The sequence below is a fragment of the Mesorhizobium sp. B2-4-7 genome (genome assembly GCF_006442685.1).
Taxonomy (GTDB): Bacteria; Pseudomonadota; Alphaproteobacteria; order Rhizobiales; family Rhizobiaceae; genus Mesorhizobium.
Map to the genome: position 1 here is coordinate 110251 of NZ_VFVH01000001.1, position 24848 is coordinate 135098.

Annotated in this window: 16 protein-coding genes and 1 tRNA gene; 6 read left to right on the forward strand and 11 right to left on the reverse strand. The window is 64.3% G+C overall.

Annotated elements, in window-relative coordinates:
• Window positions 1-18: 18 nt before the first annotated feature.
• From FJ946_RS00575 to FJ946_RS00595, 5 genes are all read right to left on the reverse strand, one after another.
• A complete protein-coding gene (locus FJ946_RS00575; protein WP_140494110.1) occupies window positions 19-438 on the reverse strand; it encodes an MAPEG family protein in 420 nt (139 codons plus the stop codon).
• Window positions 439-467: 29 nt separating this feature from the next.
• Complete coding sequence (locus FJ946_RS00580; protein ID WP_140565167.1) at window positions 468-1097, reverse strand: hypothetical protein; 630 nt, start codon at window positions 1095-1097, stop codon at window positions 468-470.
• Window positions 1048-2550 carry an IMP dehydrogenase gene (gene guaB / locus FJ946_RS00585; protein ID WP_140494114.1) on the reverse strand — a complete coding sequence of 501 codons (1503 nt, stop codon included), beginning with the start codon at window positions 2548-2550 and terminating at the stop codon, window positions 1048-1050. The genes FJ946_RS00580 and guaB overlap by 50 nt, the downstream gene beginning before the upstream one ends.
• A 137-nt stretch (window positions 2551-2687) precedes the next feature.
• Window positions 2688-3137, reverse strand: a complete 450-nt coding sequence (locus FJ946_RS00590; protein ID WP_140494116.1) for a PIN domain-containing protein — start codon at window positions 3135-3137, stop codon at window positions 2688-2690.
• Window positions 3134-3379, reverse strand: coding sequence for a type II toxin-antitoxin system prevent-host-death family antitoxin (locus FJ946_RS00595; RefSeq protein ID WP_140494118.1), 246 nt, complete (start codon window positions 3377-3379; stop codon window positions 3134-3136). Before FJ946_RS00595 ends, FJ946_RS00590 begins: the two co-directional genes overlap by 4 nt.
• Window positions 3380-3588: 209 nt before the next feature.
• On the opposite strand from FJ946_RS00595, the gene FJ946_RS00600 reads away from it, so the two are divergent.
• A complete protein-coding gene (locus FJ946_RS00600) occupies window positions 3589-5010 on the forward strand; it encodes an MFS transporter (RefSeq protein WP_140494120.1) in 1422 nt (473 codons plus the stop codon).
• A 6-nt stretch (window positions 5011-5016) separates the two neighbouring features.
• Here FJ946_RS00600 and FJ946_RS00605 read toward each other — a convergent pair whose 3' ends face one another.
• Together FJ946_RS00605 and FJ946_RS00615 are read right to left on the reverse strand one after the other, a co-directional pair.
• Entirely contained in the window at window positions 5017-5814 is a 798-nt protein-coding gene (locus FJ946_RS00605) for an RlmE family RNA methyltransferase (RefSeq protein WP_140494122.1), read from the reverse strand.
• Window positions 5815-6157: 343 nt separating this feature from the next.
• Window positions 6158-7507: a Ppx/GppA phosphatase family protein gene (locus FJ946_RS00615; protein WP_140494124.1), complete on the reverse strand. Its 1350-nt coding sequence runs from the start codon at window positions 7505-7507 to the stop codon at window positions 6158-6160.
• Window positions 7508-7933: 426 nt separating this feature from the next.
• Here FJ946_RS00615 and FJ946_RS00620 point away from each other — a divergent pair, with 426 nt between their 5' ends.
• The 4 genes from FJ946_RS00620 to FJ946_RS00635 all read left to right on the forward strand — a co-directional run bounded on the left by FJ946_RS00620 (window position 7934) and on the right by FJ946_RS00635 (window position 11063).
• Window positions 7934-8866 carry a lysylphosphatidylglycerol synthase domain-containing protein gene (locus FJ946_RS00620; RefSeq protein WP_140494126.1) on the forward strand — a complete coding sequence of 311 codons (933 nt, stop codon included), beginning with the start codon at window positions 7934-7936 and terminating at the stop codon, window positions 8864-8866.
• A gap of 123 nt (window positions 8867-8989) precedes the next feature.
• Window positions 8990-9063, forward strand: a tRNA-Gln gene (locus FJ946_RS00625).
• Window positions 9064-9211: 148 nt separating this feature from the next.
• The gene (locus FJ946_RS00630; protein ID WP_246673005.1) at window positions 9212-9706 is read left to right on the forward strand and encodes a hypothetical protein; all 495 of its coding nucleotides are present in this window, start codon (window positions 9212-9214) and stop codon (window positions 9704-9706) included.
• Between the two features lie 352 nt (window positions 9707-10058).
• The gene (locus FJ946_RS00635) at window positions 10059-11063 is read left to right on the forward strand and encodes a L,D-transpeptidase (RefSeq protein ID WP_140565268.1); all 1005 of its coding nucleotides are present in this window, start codon (window positions 10059-10061) and stop codon (window positions 11061-11063) included.
• A gap of 96 nt (window positions 11064-11159) precedes the next feature.
• Here the strand turns inward: FJ946_RS00635 and FJ946_RS00640 are convergent, their stop codons facing one another.
• Window positions 11160-11846 (reverse strand): D-lyxose/D-mannose family sugar isomerase, encoded by a 687-nt coding sequence (locus FJ946_RS00640; protein ID WP_140515633.1) that lies wholly within the window; start codon window positions 11844-11846, stop codon window positions 11160-11162.
• A gap of 185 nt (window positions 11847-12031) precedes the next feature.
• Here FJ946_RS00640 and FJ946_RS00645 point away from each other — a divergent pair, with 185 nt between their 5' ends.
• Window positions 12032-13090 (forward strand): D-TA family PLP-dependent enzyme, encoded by a 1059-nt coding sequence (locus FJ946_RS00645; RefSeq protein WP_181167581.1) that lies wholly within the window; start codon window positions 12032-12034, stop codon window positions 13088-13090.
• Window positions 13091-13114: 24 nt separating this feature from the next.
• Here FJ946_RS00645 and FJ946_RS00650 read toward each other — a convergent pair whose 3' ends face one another.
• The 3 genes from FJ946_RS00650 to FJ946_RS00660 form a co-directional block, all read right to left on the reverse strand.
• The gene (locus FJ946_RS00650; RefSeq protein ID WP_140521733.1) at window positions 13115-13879 is read right to left on the reverse strand and encodes a heme ABC transporter permease; all 765 of its coding nucleotides are present in this window, start codon (window positions 13877-13879) and stop codon (window positions 13115-13117) included.
• A 165-nt stretch (window positions 13880-14044) separates the two neighbouring features.
• Entirely contained in the window at window positions 14045-15817 is a 1773-nt protein-coding gene (locus FJ946_RS00655) for a glucan ABC transporter ATP-binding protein/ permease (protein ID WP_140494133.1), read from the reverse strand.
• Between the two features lie 354 nt (window positions 15818-16171).
• A complete protein-coding gene (locus FJ946_RS00660) occupies window positions 16172-24748 on the reverse strand; it encodes a glucoamylase family protein (protein ID WP_140565164.1) in 8577 nt (2858 codons plus the stop codon).
• Between the last annotated feature and the right edge of the window lie 100 nt (window positions 24749-24848).

A 24848-nucleotide genomic window follows, 5' to 3' on the forward strand; every position in this document is an offset into this window, starting at 1 on the left:
AACGAAGGGGAGTACTGCTCAAACCACCCGGAGCAGGTGCAGCGCGAGCCAGATCCAGCCCAGCAAAAGAATCACTGCCCCCAGGGAGAAAGACCGGCTGCGCAGGAGCAGATTGTTGCTGGTCAGGTGAACCCAGGCATGAAAATAGCGGGTCGCGACAAAGATCCACATCAGGGCCAAGGTCAGATAGTTGACGCCGTTGGTCAGGTGCAACATCAGGCACAGCACATAGAAAAGCACCGGCAGTTCGAACTGGTTGCTGAGGTTGCTGGCAACTGTCACGCAGGAGGCCGGCTCGGTCGAGCGCGCCTTGTACTGGCTGACTTTGGCTTCGCCCGATTGGATGGCGACATACCTGCGCCGGGCCATGGCGCCATAGACGATGTAGACCAGCAACACGTGCGCCAGAACAGGCCAGAAAATCGATGTCTGGTTCATGAACCCTCCCCGCCCGGTGCCGGGTCAGATCAATTCTGTTTCTGACCCGCCAGCCAGAAGACGGCGATGACGATCACCGGAATTGCGAGCAGCGCGAATTTGGTGACGATCAGCGCCGAGGCGAGACCCAGGGAATCGGGATTGGCCGACAGGAAATCCGACAGAAGGCGGGCCACGGCGATGTTCTGGGCGTAGTTGGCGATCGTGTAGGGCAGCACCAGGATCAGTGCGAAGATCGATTGCATCTGGCCCGGAAGCACGCGGAAATTCCTCAACCGCCTTCCCGTTGCCAGGATCAGGCTGACCAGCGTCACCGACAACAGCGCGGGGAACAGAAGATCGAAGGTCAGATAGTGCCAGACCAGGATGATCTCGCCGCCGCGCCGGCCGAGCGCCGTCAGCCAGGCCATGCCTTCATCCGGCGTGAAGCCAAAAACGCGCATGTCGAGCGACGGCAAATCGCCACTCAACTGGCGGAAATAGAAGAACTCCATGAGCGTCATGGCGATGAAAACCGCCACCGATGCGGTGCAAAGGGCGGCAGCGTGGCGCGATAGCCGCAAGATGGTCGCGGCCAGATTGCGCCAGAACGTGTACTGGTCGGGCCGATCAGGCTCCGCCGGGATAGTTGGGGCTTTCGCGGGTGATCGTGACGTCATGGGCGTGGCTTTCACGAAGTCCGGCGTTGGATATGCGCACAAAGGTGGCGCGTTCGCGGAAATCGGCAAGGTCGCGGCCACCAACATAACCCATAGCGGCTTTCAGGCCGCCTGCAAGCTGGTGCAGCACGCCAGACACAGGTCCTTTGTAGGGGACCTGCCCCTCGATGCCTTCCGGCACCAGTTTCAGCGTGTCGCGAACCTCCGCCTGGAAGTATCGGTCGGCCGAGCCGCGCGCCATGGCGCCGACCGAACCCATGCCGCGATAGGCCTTGAAGGAGCGGCCCTGGTGCAGATAGACCTCGCCCGGGCTTTCGTCGGTGCCGGCAAGCAGCGAGCCGATCATGGCGGCACTGGCGCCGGCGGCAAGCGCCTTGGCCAGATCGCCGGAATATTTGATGCCGCCATCGGCGATCACCGAGGCGCCCGATTTGTGCGCAGTTTCCACCGCCGACATGATGGCCGACAGCTGCGGCACGCCGACGCCGGCGACGATGCGGGTGGTGCAGATGGAGCCGGGGCCGATGCCGACCTTGACGGCATCGGCGCCGGCATCGATCAGCGCCTGGGTGCCCTCGGCGGTGGCGACGTTGCCGGCCAGGATGCGCACCGAATTGGAGAGTTTTTTCGCCCGCGTGACGGCATCGAGGACACGCTGCGAATGGCCATGCGCGGTGTCGATGACCAGAAGGTCGACGCCCGCCTCGATCAGGCGCTCGGCGCGCTCGAAACCGTCGTCGCCGACGCTGGTGGCGGCCGCGGCGCGCAGACGCCCCTGCGCGTCCTTGGTGGCGTGCGGGTTGAGCTGCGATTTCTCGATGTCCTTGACGGTGATCAGCCCCACGCAATTGCCCTGCTTGTCGACGACGACGAGCTTTTCGATGCGGTGCTGATGCAGAAGCCGCTTGGCCTCGTCCTGGTCGACATTCTCCTTGACCGTGATCAGGTTCTCACGGGTCATCAATTCGTAGACCTTCTGCGCCGGATCGGAGGCGAAGCGCACGTCGCGATTGGTCAGGATGCCGACCAGCCGGCCGCTCTTGTGGCCGCCGGAGCCGCCATTCTCGACCACCGGAATACCCGAGATCGAGTAGGTGCGCATCAGCGACAACGCGTCGGCCAGCGTCGCGTCGGGACCGATGGTGACCGGGTTGACCACCATGCCGGATTCGAATTTCTTCACCTGCCGCACCTGCTCGGCCTGCTCGGCCGGCGAGAAATTGCGGTGGATGACGCCGATGCCGCCGGCCTGCGCCATGGCGATGGCAAGCCTTGCCTCCGTGACGGTATCCATGGCCGCCGACAGGATCGGCACGTTGAGGTCGATGTCGCCGGCAATCCGGGTGCGGATGTCGGTCTGGCCGGGCATGACTTCGGAATGGCCGGGCTGCAAAAGCACGTCGTCAAAGGTCAGCGCCAGCGCGCCGGTGGACGTTTCGATGATTTTTGCCATGGCCAGCCCTTTGAATGCGGGAAAAGCGCTGGACCGGGATGGACAGCGCGACTCTCTTCTTCCCTTTCAGGATTGGCGGTGGCTGGTACCACGTCCCGGCACGGAAGAAAAGCCGATCGTTGCGGACGCTTCAGCTTCTATTGCGAACCAAGGAAAGCATCCAGCAAAGCGTGACGCGGCGATGCAAAGGGGTTGACGACGGTTACACCGCCCCAGGTGAAGCCGTCCTGCAGGTCTTCCGACAGAAGCAGCCGGCAACCCGTTTGGGATGCAGCCGAAAGAATGACGGCATCCCAGATGCCGAAGCGATGGTCCGCCGCAAGATCGACAGCCATCGTCATCACCTCCGGCGTCGTCCCGGCAACCGGGAACGCGTCGCGCCAGCTAAGCAGCGCATCCCGAGCCTCCTTGGGCGACCTTCCAGCCTCGCGGACAAGGACCTTGAACAGTTCACCCAGCACCTGGACCGGAACAATGGCAGCGTCTTGTGGAACCTTGCGCAGCAGTTCGAGAACGTGGTCGCGTTTGGCTACGTTGTTAACGCCCTCTGCGTAGGCAAGAATGTTGGTGTCGAGCGCGACCCTCACAGGTCATCCTCGTAGAGCTCATCGCGGGTCCAGCGTCCTGCATCGGCAACCGGCTGCCGTTCGAGTCGCGACAGCAATGCCGCGCGCGAGCGGGAGGCCACACCCTCGTGCCTCTCCGCAGGCACGATCCGTGCCACCGGCCGACCATGGCTTGTCACGAGGTAGCTCTGGCCCTCGCGTACCTCACGCAGGATGCGAGAAAATCTGCGATTGGCATCGGCTGCCGAAACGGCCTCTTCCATGATCATAACGTCCTGTAGTTATTTTCACTACAATAGGGATAGTGTCCGCTTTTTGCAAGCAATCGCGTATCGCAGCCGCCACCGGAGGTTGCGGTCGCATAAAAGTGACAGCAATTTAACACGACATTGGTGTCCAGCCGTGATAACCGCCCTGCCTGCCGGCAAACTCCCGGTCGGCAACATCTGGAATCAAGCCCGGACGCGTTCCTTTGAACCGAACCATTCCGCTCATATTGGCGGTCGCTCTTTTCATGGAAAACATGGATTCGACCGTCATCGCCACATCGCTGCCGGCGATCGCCCTCGACATCCACACCAGCCCGATCGCGCTCAAGCTGGCGTTGACCTCCTATCTTGTGTCGCTGGCGATCTTCATTCCCATCAGCGGCTGGATGGCGGATCGCTTCGGCGCCAAGAACGTTTTCCGCGCCGCGATCGCGGTGTTCATCGTCGGTTCGGTCGCCTGCGCCGTTTCGGGCTCGCTGCCGGCCTTCGTGGTGTCGCGCTTCCTGCAAGGCATAGGCGGCGCCATGATGACGCCGGTCGGGCGCCTGGTGCTGGTGCGCGCCACGCCCAAGAGCGAACTTGTCGCGGCGATGTCCTGGCTGACCGTGCCGGCATTGGTGGGCCCGCTGGTCGGACCGCCGATCGGCGGCTTCATCACCACCTACTTCACCTGGCACTGGATCTTCCTGATCAATGTGCCGATCGGCCTGATCGGCATCTGGCTGGCCACCCGCTTCCTGCCGGAAACCGAATCGATGGAGACGCCGCCGCTCGATTTCGTCGGCTTCGTGCTGAGCGGGCTGGCGGCGTCCGGCGTCGTGTTCGGCCTGTCAGTGATCAGCTTGCCCTATCTGCCGCCGGCGACCGGCTTCATCACCGTGGGCGTCGGGCTGGTGTCGGGCGCTCTCTACCTCATGCATGCGCGCCGTGCCAGGAACCCCCTGCTGGCGCTCGACTTGTTCCGCAACCAGGTATTCCGCTCCTCCGTGCTTGGCGGCGGACTTTTCCGCATCGGCATCGGCGCCGTGCCGTTCCTGCTGCCGCTGATGTTCCAGATCGGTTTCGGGCTGACGCCGTTCCAGTCCGGCATGATTACCTTCGTCTCCGCGATCGGCGCCATCGGCATGAAATTCGTCACAGCGCTGATCTTCCGCGTCGTCGGCTTTCGTCGCGTGCTGATCGTCGGCTCGCTGGTGGCCGCCGCGTCGATCGCCGTCAACGGCCTGTTCACGCCCGATACGCCCTATCTCTTGATGCTGGCCATGCTGCTGGTGGGCGGCTTCATCCGCTCGATGTTCTTTACCGGCATCAACGCCCTCGCCTACGCCGAGGTTTCAGCCGAGGACACAAGCAAGGCAACACCGATCGCCGCCGTGTTCCAGCAACTGTCGATCGCGCTGGGCGTGGCGGTTGCCGGCGGCATCCTGGAAGTATCGACGGGTATCCACGGCGGCCCGTTGACATTGCCGGACTTCCATACCGCCTTCTTCATCGTCGCGGCAATTTCCGCCGCCGCATCGCTGTCGTTCATGCGGCTGGCGCCCGATGCCGGCAACGCCGTATCGGGCCACGGCCGCCTGACCATGCCCAAGCCGCTGGAACCGGTGAGGTCGCCGGGGGAGTGAGACGGTTCAGCCGTCGCCGTCCGCCGGCCCTTCGCCATGGCTCCGTGCGCTCAAGTTCTTCGAGACATCCACTGGACGTTCCGATCCGCCTGATGGCGGACCGGATTCTCGCCCTTTGAAATCCTTCGCCAGTAGATACAGCTCCACCGACTCATCGCGCGACGCAGGCGGCTTGACGTGGTGGACGGACCGGAAATTCTTCTTCAGCATCGAGAGCAGCTCGTTTTCGGCGCCGCCCTGGAACGTCTTGGCCAGGAAGTGGCCGCCCGGCTTCAGCACCGACAGCGCGAAATCGGCGGCCACCTCGCACAGATGCATGGTGCGGATGTGGTCGGTCCGCTTGTGGCCGGTGGTGGGCGCCGCCATGTCGGACAGCACGACATCGGGATCGCCGCCAAGCGCCTCGGCCAGCTTCCGCGGCGCCTCGGGATCGAGGAAATCCATCAACAGCACCGGCGCGCCGGGCACCGCGTCCATCTCCAGATAGTCGATGCCTACGACATGCGGATTTTCCGCGGTCGATTTGGTCCGCGCGGCCGCGACCTGGCACCAGCCGCCGGGGGCCGCACCAAGGTCGATCACCTTCATGCCGGGTTTCAGCAGATGGTGCTTGTCGTCGATCTCGATCAGCTTGTAGGCCGCGCGCGAGCGGTAGCCGTCAGCCTTGGAGCGCTGGACGTAGGGATCGTTGATGTGGCGCTGCAGCCAGCGGCGCGACGATTCCTTCAGCCCGCTTTTCTTCTTGATCCGCGTCTTCAGCACGCGAATGCCGGCTGAGCCCGGCTTTTCCGGTTTCTTGGTCATTGGTTGACTTCTTGTCCAAGTTTTCTCGCTTGCCGGGTTGTGGCCGCTTTTCGGCGGCAGCGCGTTTGGCAAACGGCTTCCCCCACTCCGTCGCTGCTTCGCAGCGCCACCTCTCCCCCCTCCGGAGGGAGAGGAAGGGCGCCAAGATTGGCTAGCTCGCGCCATTCCTCTCCCCCGTCGATCGGGGGAGAGGTGTCGAGCGAAGCTCGACGGAGTGGGGGTCGACTGCTCACCGGAGCAACGCTTGCGCCAGCTTGCCCGAGCGTGACTTCTGGACAAACGGAGCCGTTTGTCCGCGAAAACCGGTCGCCACTTTTAGCTGACGCGGTTCTGCGGTTCGGGATCATGTTCTGCCGCGCCCATCGTTGCGCCAGACGCCGTCATCGGCCATCAGCTCGCTCAATATGCCCTCGCGCAAGCCACGGTCGGCAACGCGCAGCCGCTCCGACGGCCACACGGCGCGGATCGCTTCCAGGATGGCGCAGCCGGCCAGCACCAGGTCGGCGCGGTCCGCGCCGATGCAGGGATTGGCGACACGCTGCTGGAAATCCCAGCCGACAAGTTTTTCCACCATGCGGTCGACGCTGTCCCTGTCCATCCACAGGCCGTCGACGCGGCGGCGGTCGTAGCGCTCGAGATCGAGATGGACGCCGGCAAGCGTCGTCACCGTTCCGGAAGTGCCCAGCAGATGAAATTTCGGGCTGGCCTTGAGGTGGCTAAGCCGATCGCGGCCATCGAAGGCGGCGAGCCGGGCGGCGACGTCGTCGACCATGGCGCCAAAAATCTCGCGCGTCACCGTGCGGCCGCCGAAACGCTCGGCCAGCGAGACGACGCCGACCGGCAACGACGTCCATGACACTATATGGTTGGCGAGCCGCGGCGAGCGGCGGCCGGTGAGATCGATCAGCGCGATCTCGGAGGAGCCGCCGCCGATGTCGAACAGCACGACGCCCTGCGTGTCGCGCTCGACCAGCGAACCGCAGCCGGACACCGCGAGCCGGGCTTCGGTCTGTCGGTCGATGATTTCGAGCTTGAGGCCAGCCTCGCGCTCGACGCGCTCCAGGAATTCGACCCCGTTCGCCGCCGAGCGGCAGGCCTCGGTGGCGATCAGCCGCGCCTTTCTGATTTTGCGGTTGCGCAGTTTCTCGCCGCAGACTTTCAGGGCCTCGACCGCGCGGTCCATCGCCGGTTGGCCGAGGCGGCCGCTGGCCGTGAGCCCCTCGCCCAGTCGCACGATGCGCGAAAAGGCGTCGATGACGCGAAACTGGCCATGACGCGCCGGCACGGCGACCAGCAGCCGGCAATTGTTGGTGCCGAGATCGAGCGCGGCGAAGACCGGCAATTCTGGCATCGGCGGCCGATGAGCCCCCGATTCGGGCCGAGCCACCGCGATGGGCGGTGTGGCTATGCCTGCAAGCGCCGCGCCAGCCGCGGCGGCGCGTGCCGTCGGCGCCCCGTTCGCCGCGGGACGGATATCGTCGCGCGCAAAAACCTTGCGCCCGCGCCGGCGTTTGCGCCTTTTCTTGGCCTTGCCCTTTTGATGGTGGTTCGCGTCGCTCGCCTGCCCGTCGGCGGAGCGTGGCTCCGTCGGGCGGCGTTGCTGCCATTTGGCGGTCCCCGGGCCTGCCGGCCCCGGGGAAGCGCTGGACGCGCCCACCTCCGGCGCGCCGGCGCCGGTGTCGCGGTCTTCCACTGTCGTTCCTTCCGGCGCCGCGCGAACCGGCGAACGGACGCAGCAGGCGCTTCTTTGTTTCAAGTTGCCGCCAGACTAGCAGCGCCGGCCCGGATCACCAAGTGCCGCATGGCACGAATTTTGCCGGCTGTCCGCAAACCGCCTGCTGCCGCGTCTTACGCAAAGTGGGGGTAAACAGCGACTTTCAGCACAAATGCATGCGGAGACGGTCGCATGGCCGGGCCGATATTCCCGCTCGGCTGTCGATTTTCCGCCTCTCGACGACGATAACGATTGCGGCTTGCCATGGCGGCAAGGGCCGGCGGTTGAATAGCCGGCTTCGATGAGGCATCTCTGAAATAGACGGGGCAAAGCGATCGGAATCGCCGACCGCTTTCCCGCAATGACAGCGAAGGCAACGGGCCCGCAACGCATGGCAGTCAGGCAATGAACTGGAGACGCTATTTCTGGCCGGTCGTCGGCGTCGGGGCGGTGATTTTCTCGCTCCTGCTGCTCTGGCACGAATTGCGCGGCATTTCGCTGGATGATGTCTGGGACGGTATTGCGGCGATCCCGGCCCGCGGCTGGATCCTCGCGGGGCTGAGCTCGGTTGTCGCCTACGCCTCGCTCGCCGGCTACGACCACATCGCGCTCCTGCATATCGGCAAACGCGTGTCGTGGCTGTTCGTCACGCTGTGCTCCTTCACCACCTACGCGCTGTCGCACAATATCGGCGGCTCGGTGTTTTCGGGCGCCGTCATCCGTTATCGCGCCTATGGCACGAGGGGATTGAGCGGACAGGACGTCGGCGTGCTGGTGGCGATCTGCTGGATTACCTTCGTGCTGTCGACGGTACTTGCCTCCGGCCTCGTTCTGGTGCTCGAACCGCAGATCATCGACCGCTTCTCCGGCATAGCCCATCACGGCCTGTCGCGGGCTGCGGGCATCGTCATGCTTGCCGTCGTCGCCGCCTATATCTTCGGCAGCTGGCTGCATCTGCGGCCGCTGAAGATCGGCAGCTTTCAGATTCACTATCCGGCCCTGCCGATCGTGGCGCGACAATTACTGATCGGCCCGATCGAACTCCTGGCGGCAGCCGCGATCATCTTCTTTGCCCTCCCCGGGACCCATAACCCCGGCTATTTCGTGGTGCTCGGCGTGTTCCTCGTCTCCTTCTCGATCGCGCAGATCTCGCACGCGCCGGGTGGGCTGGGCGTGTTCGAGGTGGTGTTCCTGGCCGGGCTCTCCGACATGGACCCCGTGGGCGTGCTGGCGGCCCTGCTGGTATTCCGGCTGTTTTATCTCATCGTCCCGCTGTTTCTGGGCCTGGGCATCGTGCTCTATTTCGAGCGCTCGCAGTTCGGGCGGACAGGCAATTGAAAAGCCGCGCCGAAACATCACAATTGAAACACCGGCAGGCTTGACTATTTTCTGCTGGCGGCTACAAGGCAGCGCTCACAGCGGTTCGCCCGCTCGGCCCGCGCGGTTTATGACCTCGCCTGCTGGGGAATAGGTTAACGGTAGACCCACGGACTCTGACTCCGTTAGTCCTGGTTCGAATCCAGGTTCCCCAGCCAGCTTCACTCCCACCGTCCGCACCAGACCAACCAGCCTGATCCGCCGTCTCGCGATCGAACAGGCAGCCCGATCGCGGGTTGAAATATCGGGACGGCCTCTTACCTCGGTGAAGGGCGGGCGAACAATCCAGCAGATCGGAGAGCGGTTTTGGCGTCTCGCGGGATTCGACTACCGGCTATTCTGTTTCTTCTCACCGGCACGGTCGCGCTCTGGTCCTGCGTCGTTCCCGACGATACGTCCAAGCTTGCGAAAGAGGATCCCACGACGGCAGCCGCCCAAAAGGAAATGGTCGGTCTCAGCGAAGCGGATCTGCGAATGTGCGCGGGGTTCCCCACCGCCACCGCCGACGAAGGAGCATCGGGGCAAATCTGGAGTTACGAGCGCGCGGTGCAGCGGGGCAATGTCAATGTCGTGCTTCCCACCTTCGCGGTGGGCCCTATCCCTTCCGTCGGCGGTTCGGTGAATGTCGCTCCGGGCGGTTATTGCAACACACAGGTGCGCATCGTCGATGGCCGTGTGGCGGAGGTCGCCTATGCGGGCGACAACAACCTTCCAAACCGCCGCGATGGGCTGTGTGTCAGCGCCGTCGACGCATGCGTCGTCTATGCGCGCAAACAAAACAAGGGCAGGCCTGGCAGTTAAGGGCGTTCGGCACCGATGCGGGTGAGCCCGGCTTTGTCATAGGCGCTGCACGGGCTGCTGGAATGCCTGACACGGCGCGGCGAGAGCGAGGCGTTGCCGGCGCTGCAAGCAAGGTTGGCCAAGACGGATGTACCAATCAGCTCGTCATGCCTGTGTGCAGGACGAGCGTGCAGCCGGCGCCGAGTTCTTCCCGTTAAGTCTATCATCACATGCATCCGCGCGACTGCCGGACGTCCCGATCCGTATTCCTCATACTGGCGGTCGGTGATCGCGGCTCAAATGCAGGGGGAATGGAACCAGATCGGCCCTGCAACGTCATAGAAGCAGGTGCTCATGCAGGAGTGTGACGTCGATGACCAGGCTCCTTCTCGTCGCGGCTGTCGTGCTCGCCATGGCATGTGACGTATCGGCGGCGGCAAAGCTGGACGTCGCAACCGTCAACAACACGCAATTCGACGACAGCGAAGCAAAAGGCGTCAGTGCGACCGTGCTGAAGGCACAGATCCTTCTGGATCGCGCGCGCTTCTCGCCGGGCCTGATCGACGGCCGCGCAGCAGAGAACTTCGCCAAGGCGGTCCGGGCGTTTCAGGCGGCCAACGGGCTGCCCGCCGATGGTAAGCTCACCCGCCAGACCTGGGACAAGCTGGTCGCGACCTCCCCGAGCCCGGCGCTCGAGACGTACGAGCTGACGCGCAAGGATGTGCGCGGACCGTTTACCAGGCGAATTCCGGCGCGCATGGAGAAAATGGCCCGCCTGCGCAGGCTCGGCTACCACAACGCGGCGGAAAAAATAGCGGAGCGCTTCCACGTCAGCCAACAGTTGCTTCAACGGCTCAACCCTGGCGTCGGCTTCAGGAAGGCCGGGCAAAAGGTGCTGGTGCCTGCCGTCACCCGAGGCGATCCGCCCGCGGGTGTTGCTGAGGTCGAGGTTGACAAGGGCGCTCGCCAGCTTCGCGTGCTCGACACTTCCGGCAAAGTGCTTGCAGTGTACCCCGCCTCGATCGGCAGCCAGGAGAAGCCGGCGCCGAGCGGCCAGGCAGAGGTCAAACGCGTGGTGCACAACCCGACCTATCACTACGATCCCGACTTCGCCTTCAAGGGGGTCAGGACCAAGCGCCCCTTCACGATCGCCGCCGGGCCAAACAATCCGGTGGGATCGGTGTGGATTGATTTGTCCATCGAAAGTTACGGCATTCACGGGACTCCGGACCCGAGCAAGATCGGGAAAACCTTCTCGCATGGCTGCATCAGGCTGACCAATTGGGACGCCGAAGACCTCGCCTCCGAAGTGCACGAGGGCACGAAGGTCATCTTCACCGGCGAAGCGGTGGGATCGATCGACCAGGGATCGCCGTAGAGGCAACCGGGGGACTCACTTTCACTTGGCTGCTGCCACATTGAGGCGCTGCCGGCCTTGACCGTCAGCCGCCCGGTGCCTCAATTCACGGCTGATTTACCCCAGCCACTTCTCATAGTCGGACACCAGCAGGTGCAGCGGGGCGACGTCCTCGTCGATGTTGGAGAAGCGGCCGATCGGCTCGCGAAACACATTGTCGGTGAGATCGTCATTGACGGTCGACACCTCGCCGATCAGCACGTCCTTGCCTTCGGCCCAGAAGGCATGCCAGACGCCGGGCAGCAGCGTGACGCTCTGGCCCGGATCGAGCTTCAGCAGCCCGCCCGCCGGCAACCGATGGATGGTTCCGTCGACAGGCACCGACACCTCGGCCTTGGGATCGATGCCGCCGTCGCGATCGTGCATGAACAGTTCCAGCACCAGCTTGCCGCCGCCACGGTTGATGATGTCCTCGGCCTTGATGTTGTGGCGGTGCATCGGCGACAGCTGGTCCTTGCGCGAGATCATGATCTTCTCGGCATAGAGCATGCCCATGCCCTTCTTCATGTCCTCGTAGCGGCCGTTGCGCACTGTGAACAGGAACAGGCCAAGCTCCTTGAATTTTTCCTGGCCGTAGTCAGTGATGTCCCAGCCGAGCCGCGAGGTGAAAATGGCCGAAGAATCGATCTGGCGCGCCTTCATCTCTTCCGGCGACCAGTAGGCGAAGGGCGGCATGATGTAGCCGAACGATCGGATGAAAGCGTCGGCTTCGCGGATGATGTCGTTGATGGCGGAGCGTTTCATGATCGTGGTCCTCGTGTCGACTTTTCCGATAAGTCGCATAGCCGAACGCCGATGCGGTGTCGATCCGTATTGCCCGCCCCGGCTTGCGGCGTGGCCGCATGGAACCACGGGTCCGCTCGGCTGGCCGCGTGACATAAGGCGGTTTCAAGGCCATAACCGCTGCGGATTCCACAGGGTGACAGATGATGCCGACCATTCACGACCTCGATACGCCATCGATCCTGATCGACGCAGCGCGCGCCGAAGCCAATATTGCCCGCGCGCAAGCGCATGCCGACCGCCACGGGTTGAAGCTCAGGCCGCACATCAAGACGCATAAGCTGCCCTATTGGGCGAAGAAGCAGGTCGCCGCGGGCGCGGTCGGCATCACCTGCCAGAAGATCGGCGAGGCCGAGGTGATGGCCGATGCCGGGCTGACCGACATTTTTCTCCCTTACAACATCCTTGGCCGCGCCAAGCTGGAGCGGCTGAAGGCGCTGCATGGGCGCGTCACCCTGTCGGTGACGGCGGACAGCATGGAGACGATCGAAGGCTTGGCCGCCACCTTCACCGATGCTTGCCTTCCCCTGCCGGTGCTGGTCGAATGCGACACTGGCATGGGGCGCTGCGGCGTGCAGACGGCCGCTGAAGCGGTTGGCCTGGCAAGACAGATCGAGACGGCAAAGGGCCTCGCCTTCGGCGGGTTGATGACCTATCCGGCCGCGGGCCGTGCGGGGGAGGCCGAGGCCTGGCTCGCCGGCGCCAGGCAGGCGCTGGCCGCCTGCGGTCTCGCCTGCGCGCGAATCTCCAGCGGCGGTACGCCCGACATGTGGCGCTCGGGCGAAGACAGCGTCGTCACGGAATACCGCCCCGGCACCTACATCTATCTCGACCGCTACCAGGTCGCCAAGGGCGTCGGCAGCCTCGACGATTGCGCGCTGAGCGTGCTGTCGACCGTGGTCAGCCATCCGACGCGGACGCGTGCCATTCTCGACGCCGGCAGCAAGGCGCTGTCGAGCGACACGCTGGGGCTCGCCGATTTCGGCGAGTTGCTCGGCGTTGCGGGAGCACGGGTGACCAGCCTGAGCGAGGAACACGGCACGGTCACTTTGTCAGGCGATGGCAAGCTTCGCATCGGCGAGCGCGTGCGCGTGGTGCCCGACCATTGCTGCGTCGTCACCAACCTGTTCAATGAGGTCAATTTGATCGACGGCGAGACGGTGCTGGAAACCCTGCCGGTGGCCGCACGTGGGCGGATGGGATGACTTCTTTGGCCAGGCGCGGGTGATTCAAGCCGGCTGACGCTCAGCCTGCCGGGCCGCGACCCTGCGCATCGCAATCACCCGCCGCCGGTGGATTTCGGTACGCATCGCCATCAGGTGCAACGCGAAGAACAGCACCGTGAAGCCGATGGCCATCACCAGCAGCGGCCAGAGCATCGAGGGGTCGATGGTCGATCCGCCCATGCGGAACACCGAGGCCGGCTGATGCAGCGTGTTCCACCAATCGACCGAGAATTTTATGATCGGTATGTTGATGAAGCCGACCAGCGTGATGATGGCGGCGGCCCAGGCGGCGCGGCCGGCATCATCGAGCGCGCGGGTCAGCGCGATGATGCCGAGATACATCAGGAACAGCACGAAAACCGAAGTCAGCCGCGCGTCCCACACCCACCAGGTGCCCCACATCGGCTTGCCCCAGATCGAACCGGTGACCAGCGCCAGCGCGGTGAAGACGGCACCTATGGGGGCCGCCGATTTCAGTGCGACATCGGCCAGCGGATGGCGCCAGACCAATGTGCCGAGCGCCGAGAGCGCCATCAGCGTGTAGCACATCATGGCCAACCAGGCGAAAGGCACATGGATGTACATGATGCGGACGGTGATTCCTTGCTGGAAGTCCTCGGGCGCGGTGAAGCTCATATAGAGCCCGGCGGCAAGGGTCAGCGCCGCAATCGTCGCCAGCCACGGCACCACCCGGTCGGCAAGCGCCACGAACCGTGTCGGGTTGGCAAGATCGGTCCAGCCGCTCAGGCGTGAAGTGCTGTCGCTCATGCCGCTTTAAATAGCCCGGCTATGCGTCTGGGGCAATCGAGGGAGTGTAGCAGGCCTTGTCACCTCCCCTTGGGGGGTTGCTGCGAAGCAGCGGGGTGAGGACGGCGGCGCTCCCCGACCGGACCTTCGGTCCGACCTCCCACGGGGGGAGGTAAAAGAACCCGCTCAGGCGGCCTCGCCCTGTATCGAGCGGCTGAGGCGGCGGACCTCTTCGTCGTTGAGCAGGCCGCCGGCGCGCAGCAGGCTGGCGAAACGGCCGTTGCGCAGCGACAGCTCGGCGAAGCCACCCATTTCGACCACCCTGCCCTTGTCCATGAACACGACCAGATCGGCGTCGCGGACGGTAGTCAGGCGGTGGGCGATGATGAAGGTGGTGCGGTCGCGGCGCAATTCGTCGATCGCTTCCTTGACGCGGTCTTCTGTCTCGACGTCGAGGGCGCTGGTCGCCTCATCCAGCACCAGGATCGGAGCATCCTTCAACACGGCGCGGGCAATGGCGATGCGCTGGCGCTCGCCGCCAGACAACTGGCCGCCGCGTTCGCCGACTACCGTGTCGTAGCCATTGCTCTTGGCCAGGATGAAGTCCTGTGCGGCAGCCGCGTTGGCGGCGGCATGGATCTCGTCGTTGGTCGCATCGGAGCGGCCGACGCGGATGTTGTCCTCGATCGAGCGGTTGAGCAGGCCTGCATCCTGGAACACGGTGGCGATCGAATGGCGCAGCGACTTGCGGGTCACGGTGCGGGTGTCGATGCCGTCGATCAGGATACGGCCGGTGGACGGCGAGAAGACGCGCTGCAACAGATTGATGAGCGTGGTCTTGCCGGCGCCGGTCGGCCCAACGATGGCTACGGTCTGGCCCGCCTGGACCTCGAAGGAGACGTCGTGGATGCCCTGCCCCGAATTGGCGAATTCGAAGCCGACATTCTCGAAGCGGACATGGCCGGTGACGTTAGTGAGATCGCGCAGCCCGTCCGGTTCGGCGGCGTCGGCCGCCGAGTCCTCGAGATGGTAGAAATCCTCGAGCTTGGCGCGGGCTTCCGAAATCTGGTTGGCGAATGCCGACATCTGGTCGAGACGTGCGATCAGCAGCGTTGCAAAACCGGTGAAGGCGATGACGTCGCCGATGCGCAGCTGGCCGTGGGTGACCAGATAGGCGCCGATCAAAAGCACCACCATCATCGAAATCGTCGACGACAGACGATGCAGCGCATTGGCCATGGCCCACCAGTCGAGCACAGGGTTCTGCGCATCGAGCAGGTTCTTGACGTAGCGGCGCAGCGTATCGGCCTCATGGCCGAGGCGGTTGTAGCTCTGCAAAACGGCGACGTTGCTGACCGAGTCCGTCACATGGGCGAATACGGTGTGATAGTGGCGCTCCACGGCGGCCTGGCCTGCCTTGGTCCGCTTCATCACCAGCCGGCCGATGCCGACATAGAGCACGCCGAGAGCCAGCAGCACCATCGACATGCGCACGTCCATGCTGAGCGCGGTCGGGATCAGCAGGAACAACGCGACGGCCGTGGACAGATGCTGGCGCATGAATTCGAGCCAGAGACTAAACAAGGTCTCCACGGCACGCAGCAGCGTGTGCAGGGAATTGGACGTGCCGCGCTGATGATGCCAGGCGAGCGGCATGGTGATGACGCGCTCGAAGGAGTCGCAGAGCACTTCGCTGCGCCGGGCGTGGGCGAAGCGGTCGGCGCCGCGCGCCACAAGAACGAACGCGATGATGTTAAAGGCGCCCAGGCCGGCCCAGAGGGCGAGGGTCGAAAAGACGGAGCCGTGTGCGGAAATCGCGTCGATCACGCGACCGAACATGATCGGCTCCAGGATGGCGATGATGGCCAGCGCGACATTGGCTGAGCAGATCAGCGCTACGCGTTTCCTGTCAGCTGCCAAATAACCGAGCGCTCGCCAGTAGATTTGCAGAAGGGACACTTCAGCTACTCCGCCAAAACATTTATTGTGCACCGCACCATTTCTTGACACGTATCGGTTAACGCGTCGCAAAACAATGCCCGTCTATCCCTTCCGTTCCCGTTTAGCGAACAAAAGATGACGACGATGCGAAATCTCACGTGATCACCTAACGGGTTGAGATAAAAGGTGAAATGTCAGCCTTGCGGCAAAATCATGGCAGCCGCTGAGCGCTGCCACATTTTTAATCACGGCGATCTTGCCCGGCATGGCCCGACCGGATCCGCCGGCTGCCGAAGCGGAGATCTGCAAATAGACAAAAGACTATCCCGCGCATTCCGGAGAATGCGCGGGACAGGGTTGAAGCTGTTGATTTTACGAAGGTATCTTCACGACGACTTCGACCTTGCTACCAGCCTTCGGTTGGAAAGACGCGGATTTCGTCTTCGAACCATCAACTTCAAGCGAGATCGACTTGGTCTTTTTGTCGCGGACGACACGCACCGTGACTTCGGCCCCCAGCATTTTGAGCGTGGCGGCGTAGCCATCCCAATGGCTGGGCAGTTTCGGCCTAAACGTGATCTGCTTTCCACGCCGCTCGATGCCGAGAATGCCTTCGACCGCCGCCCGGTACAGCCAGCCCGCCGAGCCCGTGTACCACGTCCAGCCACCGCGGCCGCCCTTGTTGTCGCTGGCATTGCCGTCGCCGGCGTAGATATCGGCCGCAACCACGTAGGGCTCGACGCGGTAGCGCTCTGCCGAGGCCTCGTCCAATGCGTGGTTGACCGGGTTCAGCATCGAGAAGCAGCGATAGGCCTCGTCGTTCAGCCCCATTTCGGCCAGCGCGATGACGAACCAGGTGGCGGCATGAGTATACTGGCCGCCATTCTCGCGAACGCCCGGCGGGTAGCTCTTGATGTATCCCGGGTCCTTCTTCGTCTTCGAAAAGGGCGGCGTGAACAGCTTGAGGATCTTGAGTTCGTCGTCGACGAGCAGCTTGGTCGCCTGCTGCATCGCCGTCGTCGAACGCGCCGGATCGCCCTCGCCCGAGAGCACGCTCCAGGACTGGGCGATGGAGTCGATCCTGCACTCCTGGGATGAGCGCGAACCGAGCGGCGTGCCATCGTCAAAACTGCCGCGCCGATACCATTCGCCGTCCCACGCCGTGCTCTCCAGCGCGCGTTTCAGCGCGTCGGCATGCTTTGCCCAGGCCTGCGCGTGCTTGGCATCACCCTCGGTCTTGGCCACGGCGGCGAAGTCGCCCAGCGTCCGCAGCAGGAACCATCCGAGCCAGACGCTCTCGCCCTTGCCTTGCTCGCCGACGCGGTTCATGCCGTCGTTCCAGTCGCCGCCGAGGATCAGCGGCAGCCCGGCGGGACTGCTGCGCGCAATGGCAAGATCGAGCGCACGCGCGCAATGCTCGTAAAGGGACGCCGTCTTTTTCGAAATTTCGGGCGTGAAGAAAGCATCGTGCTCGCCCTCGCCGAGCGGCTGTCCATCGATGAAGGGCAGCTGCTCCTTCAGGATGGTGGCGTCACCCGTCACCAGCAGGTAGCGCGCGGTGGCATGGGCCAGCCAGACCACGTCGTCGGAGATCAGCGTACGCACACCCGCCCCGGTGCGCGGCAGCCACCAATGCTGCACGTCGCCTTCAGGGAACTGCCGACGCGCCGCGTTGAGGATCTGGTCTCGCGCCAGTTTGGGATCGTGCGCCAGCAGAGCCAGCGTGTCCTGCAACTGGTCGCGGAAGCCGAAGGCGCCACTGGCCTGATAGAAGGCAGAGCGGGCGCGGATGCGGCAGGCGAGGCTCTGGTAGGGCAGCCAGTGGTTGACCATGGCGTCGAGCGCCTTGTCCGGCGTTTCGACCTGAATGGTGTCGAGGAAGCCGCGCCACTCGCGCTCGTTGTCGGCCAGACGCTGGTCGAAATCCCTGCCCCGATGCTTGCGCACCAGGGCGCTCGCTTCCGCGGCCGAGCCGGCGTCCCCGAGCAGCCAGAACAGCGTGACGTCGCCGCCGGCCGGAACATCGATGTCGCGGGCGATTGCAGCGCAGGGATCGTCGCCGGCCTCCACGCGGCCTGACAGTCCCGCGCCGCTCAGCACCGCCTGCGGAAACTCGCTGGTGCCGTGCCGGCCCAGGAATTCAGTCCGGTCTGCTGTCACCGAATGCACGCCGTCATCGGCGGCGAGGAAGGCGACGCGCTCCCCGAAATCGAGCCCGTAGGGGTTCTGTGCCAGCAAGGCGCCGGTGGCGGCATCGCGCGACGGAACGATGGTCGCCGCCGTGCGCGAGCGATGTCCGCCCAGCACCCATTCGGCATAGGCATAGACGCGCAGCCTGGCCGGCGCCGGGCCGGCATTCTGGATGCGCAGGCGGGAAATCTTCACCGGGTCGACCGGGTCGACGACATGGGTGAGGTCCATCGACAATGAGCCGCGCTTCGACCGGAAGGTGGAGAACCCTTGGCCGTGCCACGTCTCGTAAGTCATCGACGGATCGCGCACCACGGCGGCGAGCGGCGAGAATGCCCGGCCACTGGCGTGATCATAGATATAGATGCCCTCACCGGGCCGGTTCGAAACCGGATCGTTCGACCACGGCGTCAGTTGGTAATCGCGGCTGTTGCGGCTCCAGGTGAAGGCAGCGCCTTCGGCGGAGACGTGGAAGCCGAACGAGGCGTTGGAAATAACATTGATCCAGGGTTGGGGCGTGGTGCTGCGGCCGGCCAGGCGCACGACATAATGCCGCCCGTCGCCCTCGAAACCACCGAACCCGTTCCATTGGCTGAGCCCGTGCCCGTCCGCCGCCAGGGCCTGCGAGCCAAAGGAATGCGTCATAGACCCCAATTCGGGCAATGCCGCCGGCTGCTGGGCATCGCGCGCCTGCAAGGCGGCCACTTCGGCCCGCTCGATCTGATCGAAGATGGTGCCGTTGCGCGTGTGCAGAACCACGCGGGCAACCGCAAGCAGCGTCTTGTAGGTGGTCTCGTCCATCAGGTCGCGGCGCACGGCGAATATGTGCTGGCGCGGTCCGAGCTCCTTGCCGCGCAAGCGGCTGTTCTCGCACAGGGATTCGACTGCTCGCTGCAGGTCCTGCACATAGGACGAGGCCTGTTCGTTGACGACGACGAAATCGATCATCATGCCACGGGTGCGCATGTACTCCTGGAAACGCAGCGCCTGGGCGACGATTTCGAGATCGGCGACGTCGCCGATCCTGACCAGGAAGATCGGGAAATCGCCGGAGATGCTGGTCGGCCACAGGCTCGACTGCTTGCCCAGTCCCGAAGCGATGGATTCGGCCGGCAGGCGCAGGAACGGATCGGGATAGATCAGATAGCGCGCCAGCTTCTGTACGTTGGCGGCGTCGGCCAGGCTGAGGCCGAGATGCCGGGTCTGCACCTGGCTGCGCGTCCAGGCAAGCATTGCCTGTCGGGCAAAGCTCTCCGGGTGGTCGAGCCGGGCAATGGCCTCCTCCAGCTCCGCGCGGTTGGAACCGACGACGGTCCAGAAGGTCAGCGATATCTTCTTGTTGGCGGGCACGCGAACCTGGCGGCGCAGCGAGGCGACGGGATCGAGGGTGAAGCCGGAATGGCCGCCAAGCCGGGCGCCCGGATCGAACGCCGCAGCGTCGACGATGGTGCGGCCGCGGCCGATGAAGGCGCGCCTGTCGGTCTCGGCTTCGGCGTCGCGCGCCGGACCGGACGGGTCGGTGACGAAATGCACCATCGTCACGTCTGGCTCGCTGGTCTCGCGCTTGCGCCGCGTGGCGAAGATCGCCCCATTGTTGGGGGCAATTTCGGTCTCCACGAACATTTTCGAGAAGGCGGGATGGGCATTGTCAGATACCTCCAGGCCCAGCACGAGCTCGGCGAAGGAGGTCACTTCGATGTGGCGGTCGGTCGGTCCCTCGTTGAACAGCGTCACGCGCCGGCCTTCGCCATTGCCTTCCGAGATGACGATGCATTCGACCTCGGAGCGCAGCGTGCCGACCAGTTTGACGAAGCTCGCCTTGTCGTCGGAGAACAGCGTCTGGGTGCGCTCCTCGGCCGCGCGCTTGGGCTCCGCCGTCGCCGACCACCAATCACCAGTGCCGGCGTCGCGCAGGAAAATGTAGGAGCCGAGCCGGTCCTCGGTCGGGTCCGGCTGCCAGCGCGTGACGGACAGATCGCCCCACCGGCTGTAGCCGGAGCCTGTCGCGGTGACCATCACCGAATAGCGGCCGTTCGACATCACGTTGGTCGAACGCAGCGCCCGCACAGGATCGAGCACGATGCGGGTGTCGGGACTCTCGGTTTCGGTCTCGTCCTTCGCCCGTTCGTCCGCCTCGGTCCTGACGGTCGCGGTCGGGATGTCGCGCGGCGCCCTCTCCTGGAGCAGAAGTTCGGCCGACTCGATGACCGGATCGCTGTGGAAACGGTCGCGCAGGCGACCCTCGAAAATGGCATCGGCCACCGCCGCGATCGACATGCCGGAATGGTGGGCCATGTAGTTCTGCACGACGACGTGATCGGTGCCTTCCGGCACGCGCTGCGGCGTGAAATCGACCGCGTCGTAGTAACCATGGCGGCCAAGCGCGCCGAGTTCCCGCAGGCGCGCGAGGTTCTGCACCGCTTCACGCGGGTTGAACTGCGCGGCCAGCACGGTGGCGTAAGGCGCGATCACCGTGTTCTGGCCAAGACCGCGCTTCAGCCCGAGACCGGGCACGCCGAAATTGGTGTACTGGTAGGTCAGCTCGCGGTCGCGGGCATTGTAGGCCGCTTCCGAAATGCCCCAGGGCACATTCTTCTGACGGCCATACTGGATCTGGCGCTTGATGATCAGCTTGCTGGTCTGGTTGAGAATCGAACCTTGCGGTTCCTTCATCACCAGCGGCGGCATCAGATACTCGAACATCGAGCCGGACCAGGACATCAGCGCGCCCTGGAAGCCGATCTCGACGATCGGCCGGCCAAGCCGGAACCAGTGCTCAGTCGGCAGGTCGCCCTTTGCGATGGCGAACAGGCTGGTCAGCCGCGCCTCGGAGGCCAGAAGATCGTAGCAGCTCTCGTCGAGCTGGTGCTCCTCGACCCGGTAGCCGATCGACAGCAGCTTGCGCTCCGGCCGCATCAGGAACGAGAACTCCATCTCGAAGGCGAAGCGGCGCGTGCGCTCGCGCAGGGTGAGCAGCTTGGCCCGCAGCGCCTCGACCGCGTTGTCGTCGCTGTGGGCGTCGTGGACATGCGCCTCGCAGGTCGCTTCGAGCCTGGCCGCCCAGTCGACGATGACATCGCTCTGTGGCGATGCCGCCTCGGTGTGGATGGCGGTGGCGAGCTTGCGGATCTCGCCGGCCAGCACAGCCAAATTGATGGTGCGGATCGAGGCCATTTCCGGCTGCGCCTTGATGGTGTCGACGGCGCGCCGCATGCCGTCGAGGCGGTCGGCAAGGCGCTGGCGCAGCGGCCGCAGCTGACGGCGGTCGTCGGGCAGCTCATCCAGGCTCTCGCCGAGGATGGTCACTGTGTCGAGGATGCCCTCGAAATCGCCCTGGAGATGAACGGACGGCGCCTCGGCCCATTCGGCGCAGGCCGCCGCCACCGCCACCAGATGGCCGGCGAGATTGCCGCTGTCGACAGCCGAGATGTAGAGCGGATAGAGCGGCTTCAGTGTGGTGGTGTCGTACCAGTTGAAGAGATGGCCGCGGTTGCGCGGCATGCTCTCGATGGTCGTCATGGTGGCATCGATGCGGGTGATGGCATCGGACAGGCTGATCCAACCGAAATCGCGGGCCGAGACGACCGACAGGAGATAGACGCCGATGTTGGTCGGCGAGGTGCGCGGCGCGACCACTGGCGCCGGGCTCTCCTGGAAATTGTCCGGCGGCAGATGATGATGCTCGGCCGTGACGAAGGTTTCGAAATAGTGCCAGGTGCGGCGCGCCACCGTGCGCAGCGCATGGATGTCGGCCTGCGATATGCGCAGCCGGTCCTCGGTCTCGGCCGAACGGCTGATCCAGCTGGCGATCGCCGGGGAGCCGATCCAGAACAGAGCGAAGAAAAAGGCGACGAAGGCGCCGGTGGAATCGGCCAGCACCGGAATGGCGAGGCCGACGAAGCCGATGATCACGGCGCCGTACATCATGCCGTAGTAGGAGCCGAGATCGTTGTCGCCGGCCTTGTGCGCCTGCGAGGCGGTGCGCCATTCCAGCAGGTTCTGCCGGGAGACGAACAGCCGGTAGAGCGTGCGCACGATGGCGTCGCCCATCATCCAGGCGTTATGCGCCATCAGCACGATCTTCAAGGCCACCATGGCGGTGCCGAAGGCGACGTCGCGCGCCAGTGCGGAGAAATGGCCGCGCGGCGTCTGGTCACCGCTCTTGGGCAGTATGGCGTTGACGACGTCGAAAGTGGGCGCCATGAACAGGCTGAGGATCAGCAATGCCTGCCATTGTGCTGCCTGCGTGAAGGGCAGCAGCGTCCAGCCGGCGATCGCCGCCATCACCCAGAAGATCGGCGTCAGGGAGCGGCGCAGATTGTCGACCATCTTCCAGCGCGACAGTGCCGGGACGCCGGAGCGCGGATCGAGGATGAAGCCCAGGAGCTGCCAATCGCCGCGCGCCCAGCGATGGTGGCGCGAGGCATCGACCGAATAGCGGGTCGGGTAATCCTCGACCAATTCGACGTCGGTGACGAGCGCCGAACGCGCCAGCGCGCCTTCGAGCAGATCGTGGCTGAGGATGGTGTTTTCCTCGATGCGGCCCTGCAACGCGGCCTCGAAGGCATCGACGTGGTAGAGGCCCTTGCCGGTGAAGGAACCGTCGCCGAAGACGTCCTGGTACAGGTCGGACACCGCAAAGACATAAGGATCGAGGCCGCGATTGGCCGAGAAGACCCGTTGGAAGAACGACGCCTCGTCGCCACTGGTCAGCGAAGCGGTGATGCGTGGCTGCAGGATCGTGTAGCCCGAGGTGACGACGCGCCTGGTGGCATCGAAATGCGGGCGGTTGAGCGGGTGGCAGAGCTTGCCGACAAGCGTAGCGACCGCATCGCGGGTGGTGCGCGTGTCGGCGTCGAGCGTCATTACGTGAACGACTTTTTCCGGCAGCGGCACATCGAGCGGCAGGAAGGTGGTGTCGCTGTCGCCGCGCAGCAGCAGGTCAAGCTCGTGCAGCTTGCCGCGCTTGCGCTCCCAGCCCATCCAGCATCCCTGCGCGGCATTATAGAGCCGGCGCCGGTGCAGGAGATAGAAGCGCGGCGCGCCTTCGGCGGGATAGCGGGCGTTGAGGCGGGCGATCTCGTCACGGGCGAATTCGAGAATCTCGGTGTCGGCCGCGTCGATCTCGGTCTTGCTGTCGGGCCAGTCCGACAGCAGGGCGAAGTGGATCTCGTCCGCCAGATTGGCGAGGTAGTGCACTTCGATGTTGCGGATGTTTTCCTCGACGTCGTCGCGCGAGCCGATCAGCGACGGCACCACCACCAGCGTGCGTGCCTCGGACGGCACGCCGTGCCTGTAGTCATAGCCGATAAGGCGCGTCGGCTTGAGGAACAGCGAGACAACGGTATTGAAGAAAGCGAGCGCGCCTTCGCTGGCCGGCACGGCAAATAGCGCCAGCATCAAGACGATCGAAGGCACAGACAGGCCGAGATTGGCAAGGGCATTGCCGGAAACCACCAGAAGCAGCACGGTCAGCGCAAAGACCGGCAGGACGATGCCCAGCCATCCGGTCTTGGCAAAGGTGCGCTTGACGGTCTGACTGACGGTCGGTCGGTAGCCGATCGCCTTTTCCAGCTCCAGCCGGCGTGGCCCGACAAGGAAAAAACCGACATCCGTGTGCGCTAAAGGAGCCGCAAGGCCATCTGCGCCGTCGGCGGCGGATGCAATTTCGTTGGTGATCTGGCCGGCCAGTTCGATCGCCTTTTCGGCGACGCGATATTCCGACAGATTCGAGCGGCGGGCCAGCTCTTCGATCGCGGTCCGGTACTGGTCACGCGAGAAGAAATCGAGCGCGGCGAAGTCGGTGCGCTCGCGCAGCACCGTGTCGATACGGCTGACGCCCTCGAACCACACCGTCCAGTCGATATCGTTGATGAGACGCAGGCCGCGTATGATGTTGCCGGTCGTCACATTGCCGCTGGACAGCGTATGATGCTCGGAAATGATGATTTCCTCAGCGTCCGAGCCGGTCTTCTCGAGTTCGCCTTCCAGCCACTCCAGCGCCTTGCCTGCATTCTGCGAGCCGTCGCGCAAGCGGTAGAGCAGTTGCGTGGCAAAGGTGGTGTCCTGGGCGTGCGCGCTGAAATTGGCCAGGATCGCTTGCCGGTCGCGGGTATCGTCGGTCGCCAGCACCTTGTCGGCGACATCATTGGCGATCTGGCGCATCTGCCGGGTGCGGTTGACCCTGACCGCAAGGCGGCGAAGATTTTCGATCAGAACGAAGCGCAACAGCGACGGCAGCGCCCAGAGTTCGCCGATCTTCAGTGGCTCGACCGACTGGAAGCCCTGGACGATGGCCTTGAACATGGTCGCGGAGACGGAACTGTCGGAATGCGCCACATAAGTCCAGGCCAGCGCCAGCGCGCGCGGCACGCCGCCGCCGTCCGGCAGCTTCAGCGTCGGCAGTTGACGATAGAAGCGGCGCGGCAGGTCGCGCTTGACCTGGAAAATGGTTTCCTCGACCAGATAGTTGTTGTCGAGCAGCCATTGCGCCGCGGGCGTGATGGTCTCGCCCCTCGCCTGCGCGGCGTTGGTCGAACGGTAGACTTCGAGGATCTTCTTGGCGCTGTCGCGGATGCGGGCCTGGAAATCGAATGGCGTCAGGCCGAACAGATCCGCGAGATCGCCCTTGGCCAGGCTTTCACCGAGCAGCCGAAGGCGTTCCTCCGGCAGGAAAATGGATCTTATCGGTTCTTCCGTGATGGGCGGGAAGCTCGCGCTAGTCTTTTCGATTTGTGCTGGATTCGTCTGAATATTCATTGAAAATTCCGTAAGCGGGCACTCAGCGGCGTCACCGCCACGGCAATGGCCCTAAAACCGATTCAAATGCAATTGGTTGCATGCCCAGCTTTTGCCGAAA

Bases quoted from the DNA above. Each gene is read 5' to 3' on its own strand.
- FJ946_RS00575 (WP_140494110.1), bottom strand. From the start codon at position 438: ATGAACCAGACATCGATTTTCTGGCCTGTTCTGGCGCACGTGTTGCTG.
- FJ946_RS00580 (WP_140565167.1), bottom strand. From the start codon at position 1,097: ATGACGTCACGATCACCCGCGAAAGCCCCAACTATCCCGGCGGAGCCT.
- guaB (WP_140494114.1), bottom strand. From the start codon at position 2,550: ATGGCAAAAATCATCGAAACGTCCACCGGCGCGCTGGCGCTGACCTTT.
- FJ946_RS00595 (WP_140494118.1), bottom strand. From the start codon at position 3,379: ATGGAAGAGGCCGTTTCGGCAGCCGATGCCAATCGCAGATTTTCTCGC.
- FJ946_RS00605 (WP_140494122.1), bottom strand. From the start codon at position 5,814: ATGACCAAGAAACCGGAAAAGCCGGGCTCAGCCGGCATTCGCGTGCTG.
- FJ946_RS00620 (WP_140494126.1), top strand. From the start codon at position 7,934: ATGAACTGGAGACGCTATTTCTGGCCGGTCGTCGGCGTCGGGGCGGTG.
- FJ946_RS00635 (WP_140565268.1), top strand. From the start codon at position 10,059: ATGACCAGGCTCCTTCTCGTCGCGGCTGTCGTGCTCGCCATGGCATGT.
- FJ946_RS00640 (WP_140515633.1), bottom strand. From the start codon at position 11,846: ATGAAACGCTCCGCCATCAACGACATCATCCGCGAAGCCGACGCTTTC.
- FJ946_RS00645 (WP_181167581.1), top strand. From the start codon at position 12,032: ATGCCGACCATTCACGACCTCGATACGCCATCGATCCTGATCGACGCA.
- FJ946_RS00650 (WP_140521733.1), bottom strand. From the start codon at position 13,879: ATGAGCGACAGCACTTCACGCCTGAGCGGCTGGACCGATCTTGCCAAC.
- FJ946_RS00660 (WP_140565164.1), bottom strand. From the start codon at position 24,748: ATGAATATTCAGACGAATCCAGCACAAATCGAAAAGACTAGCGCGAGC.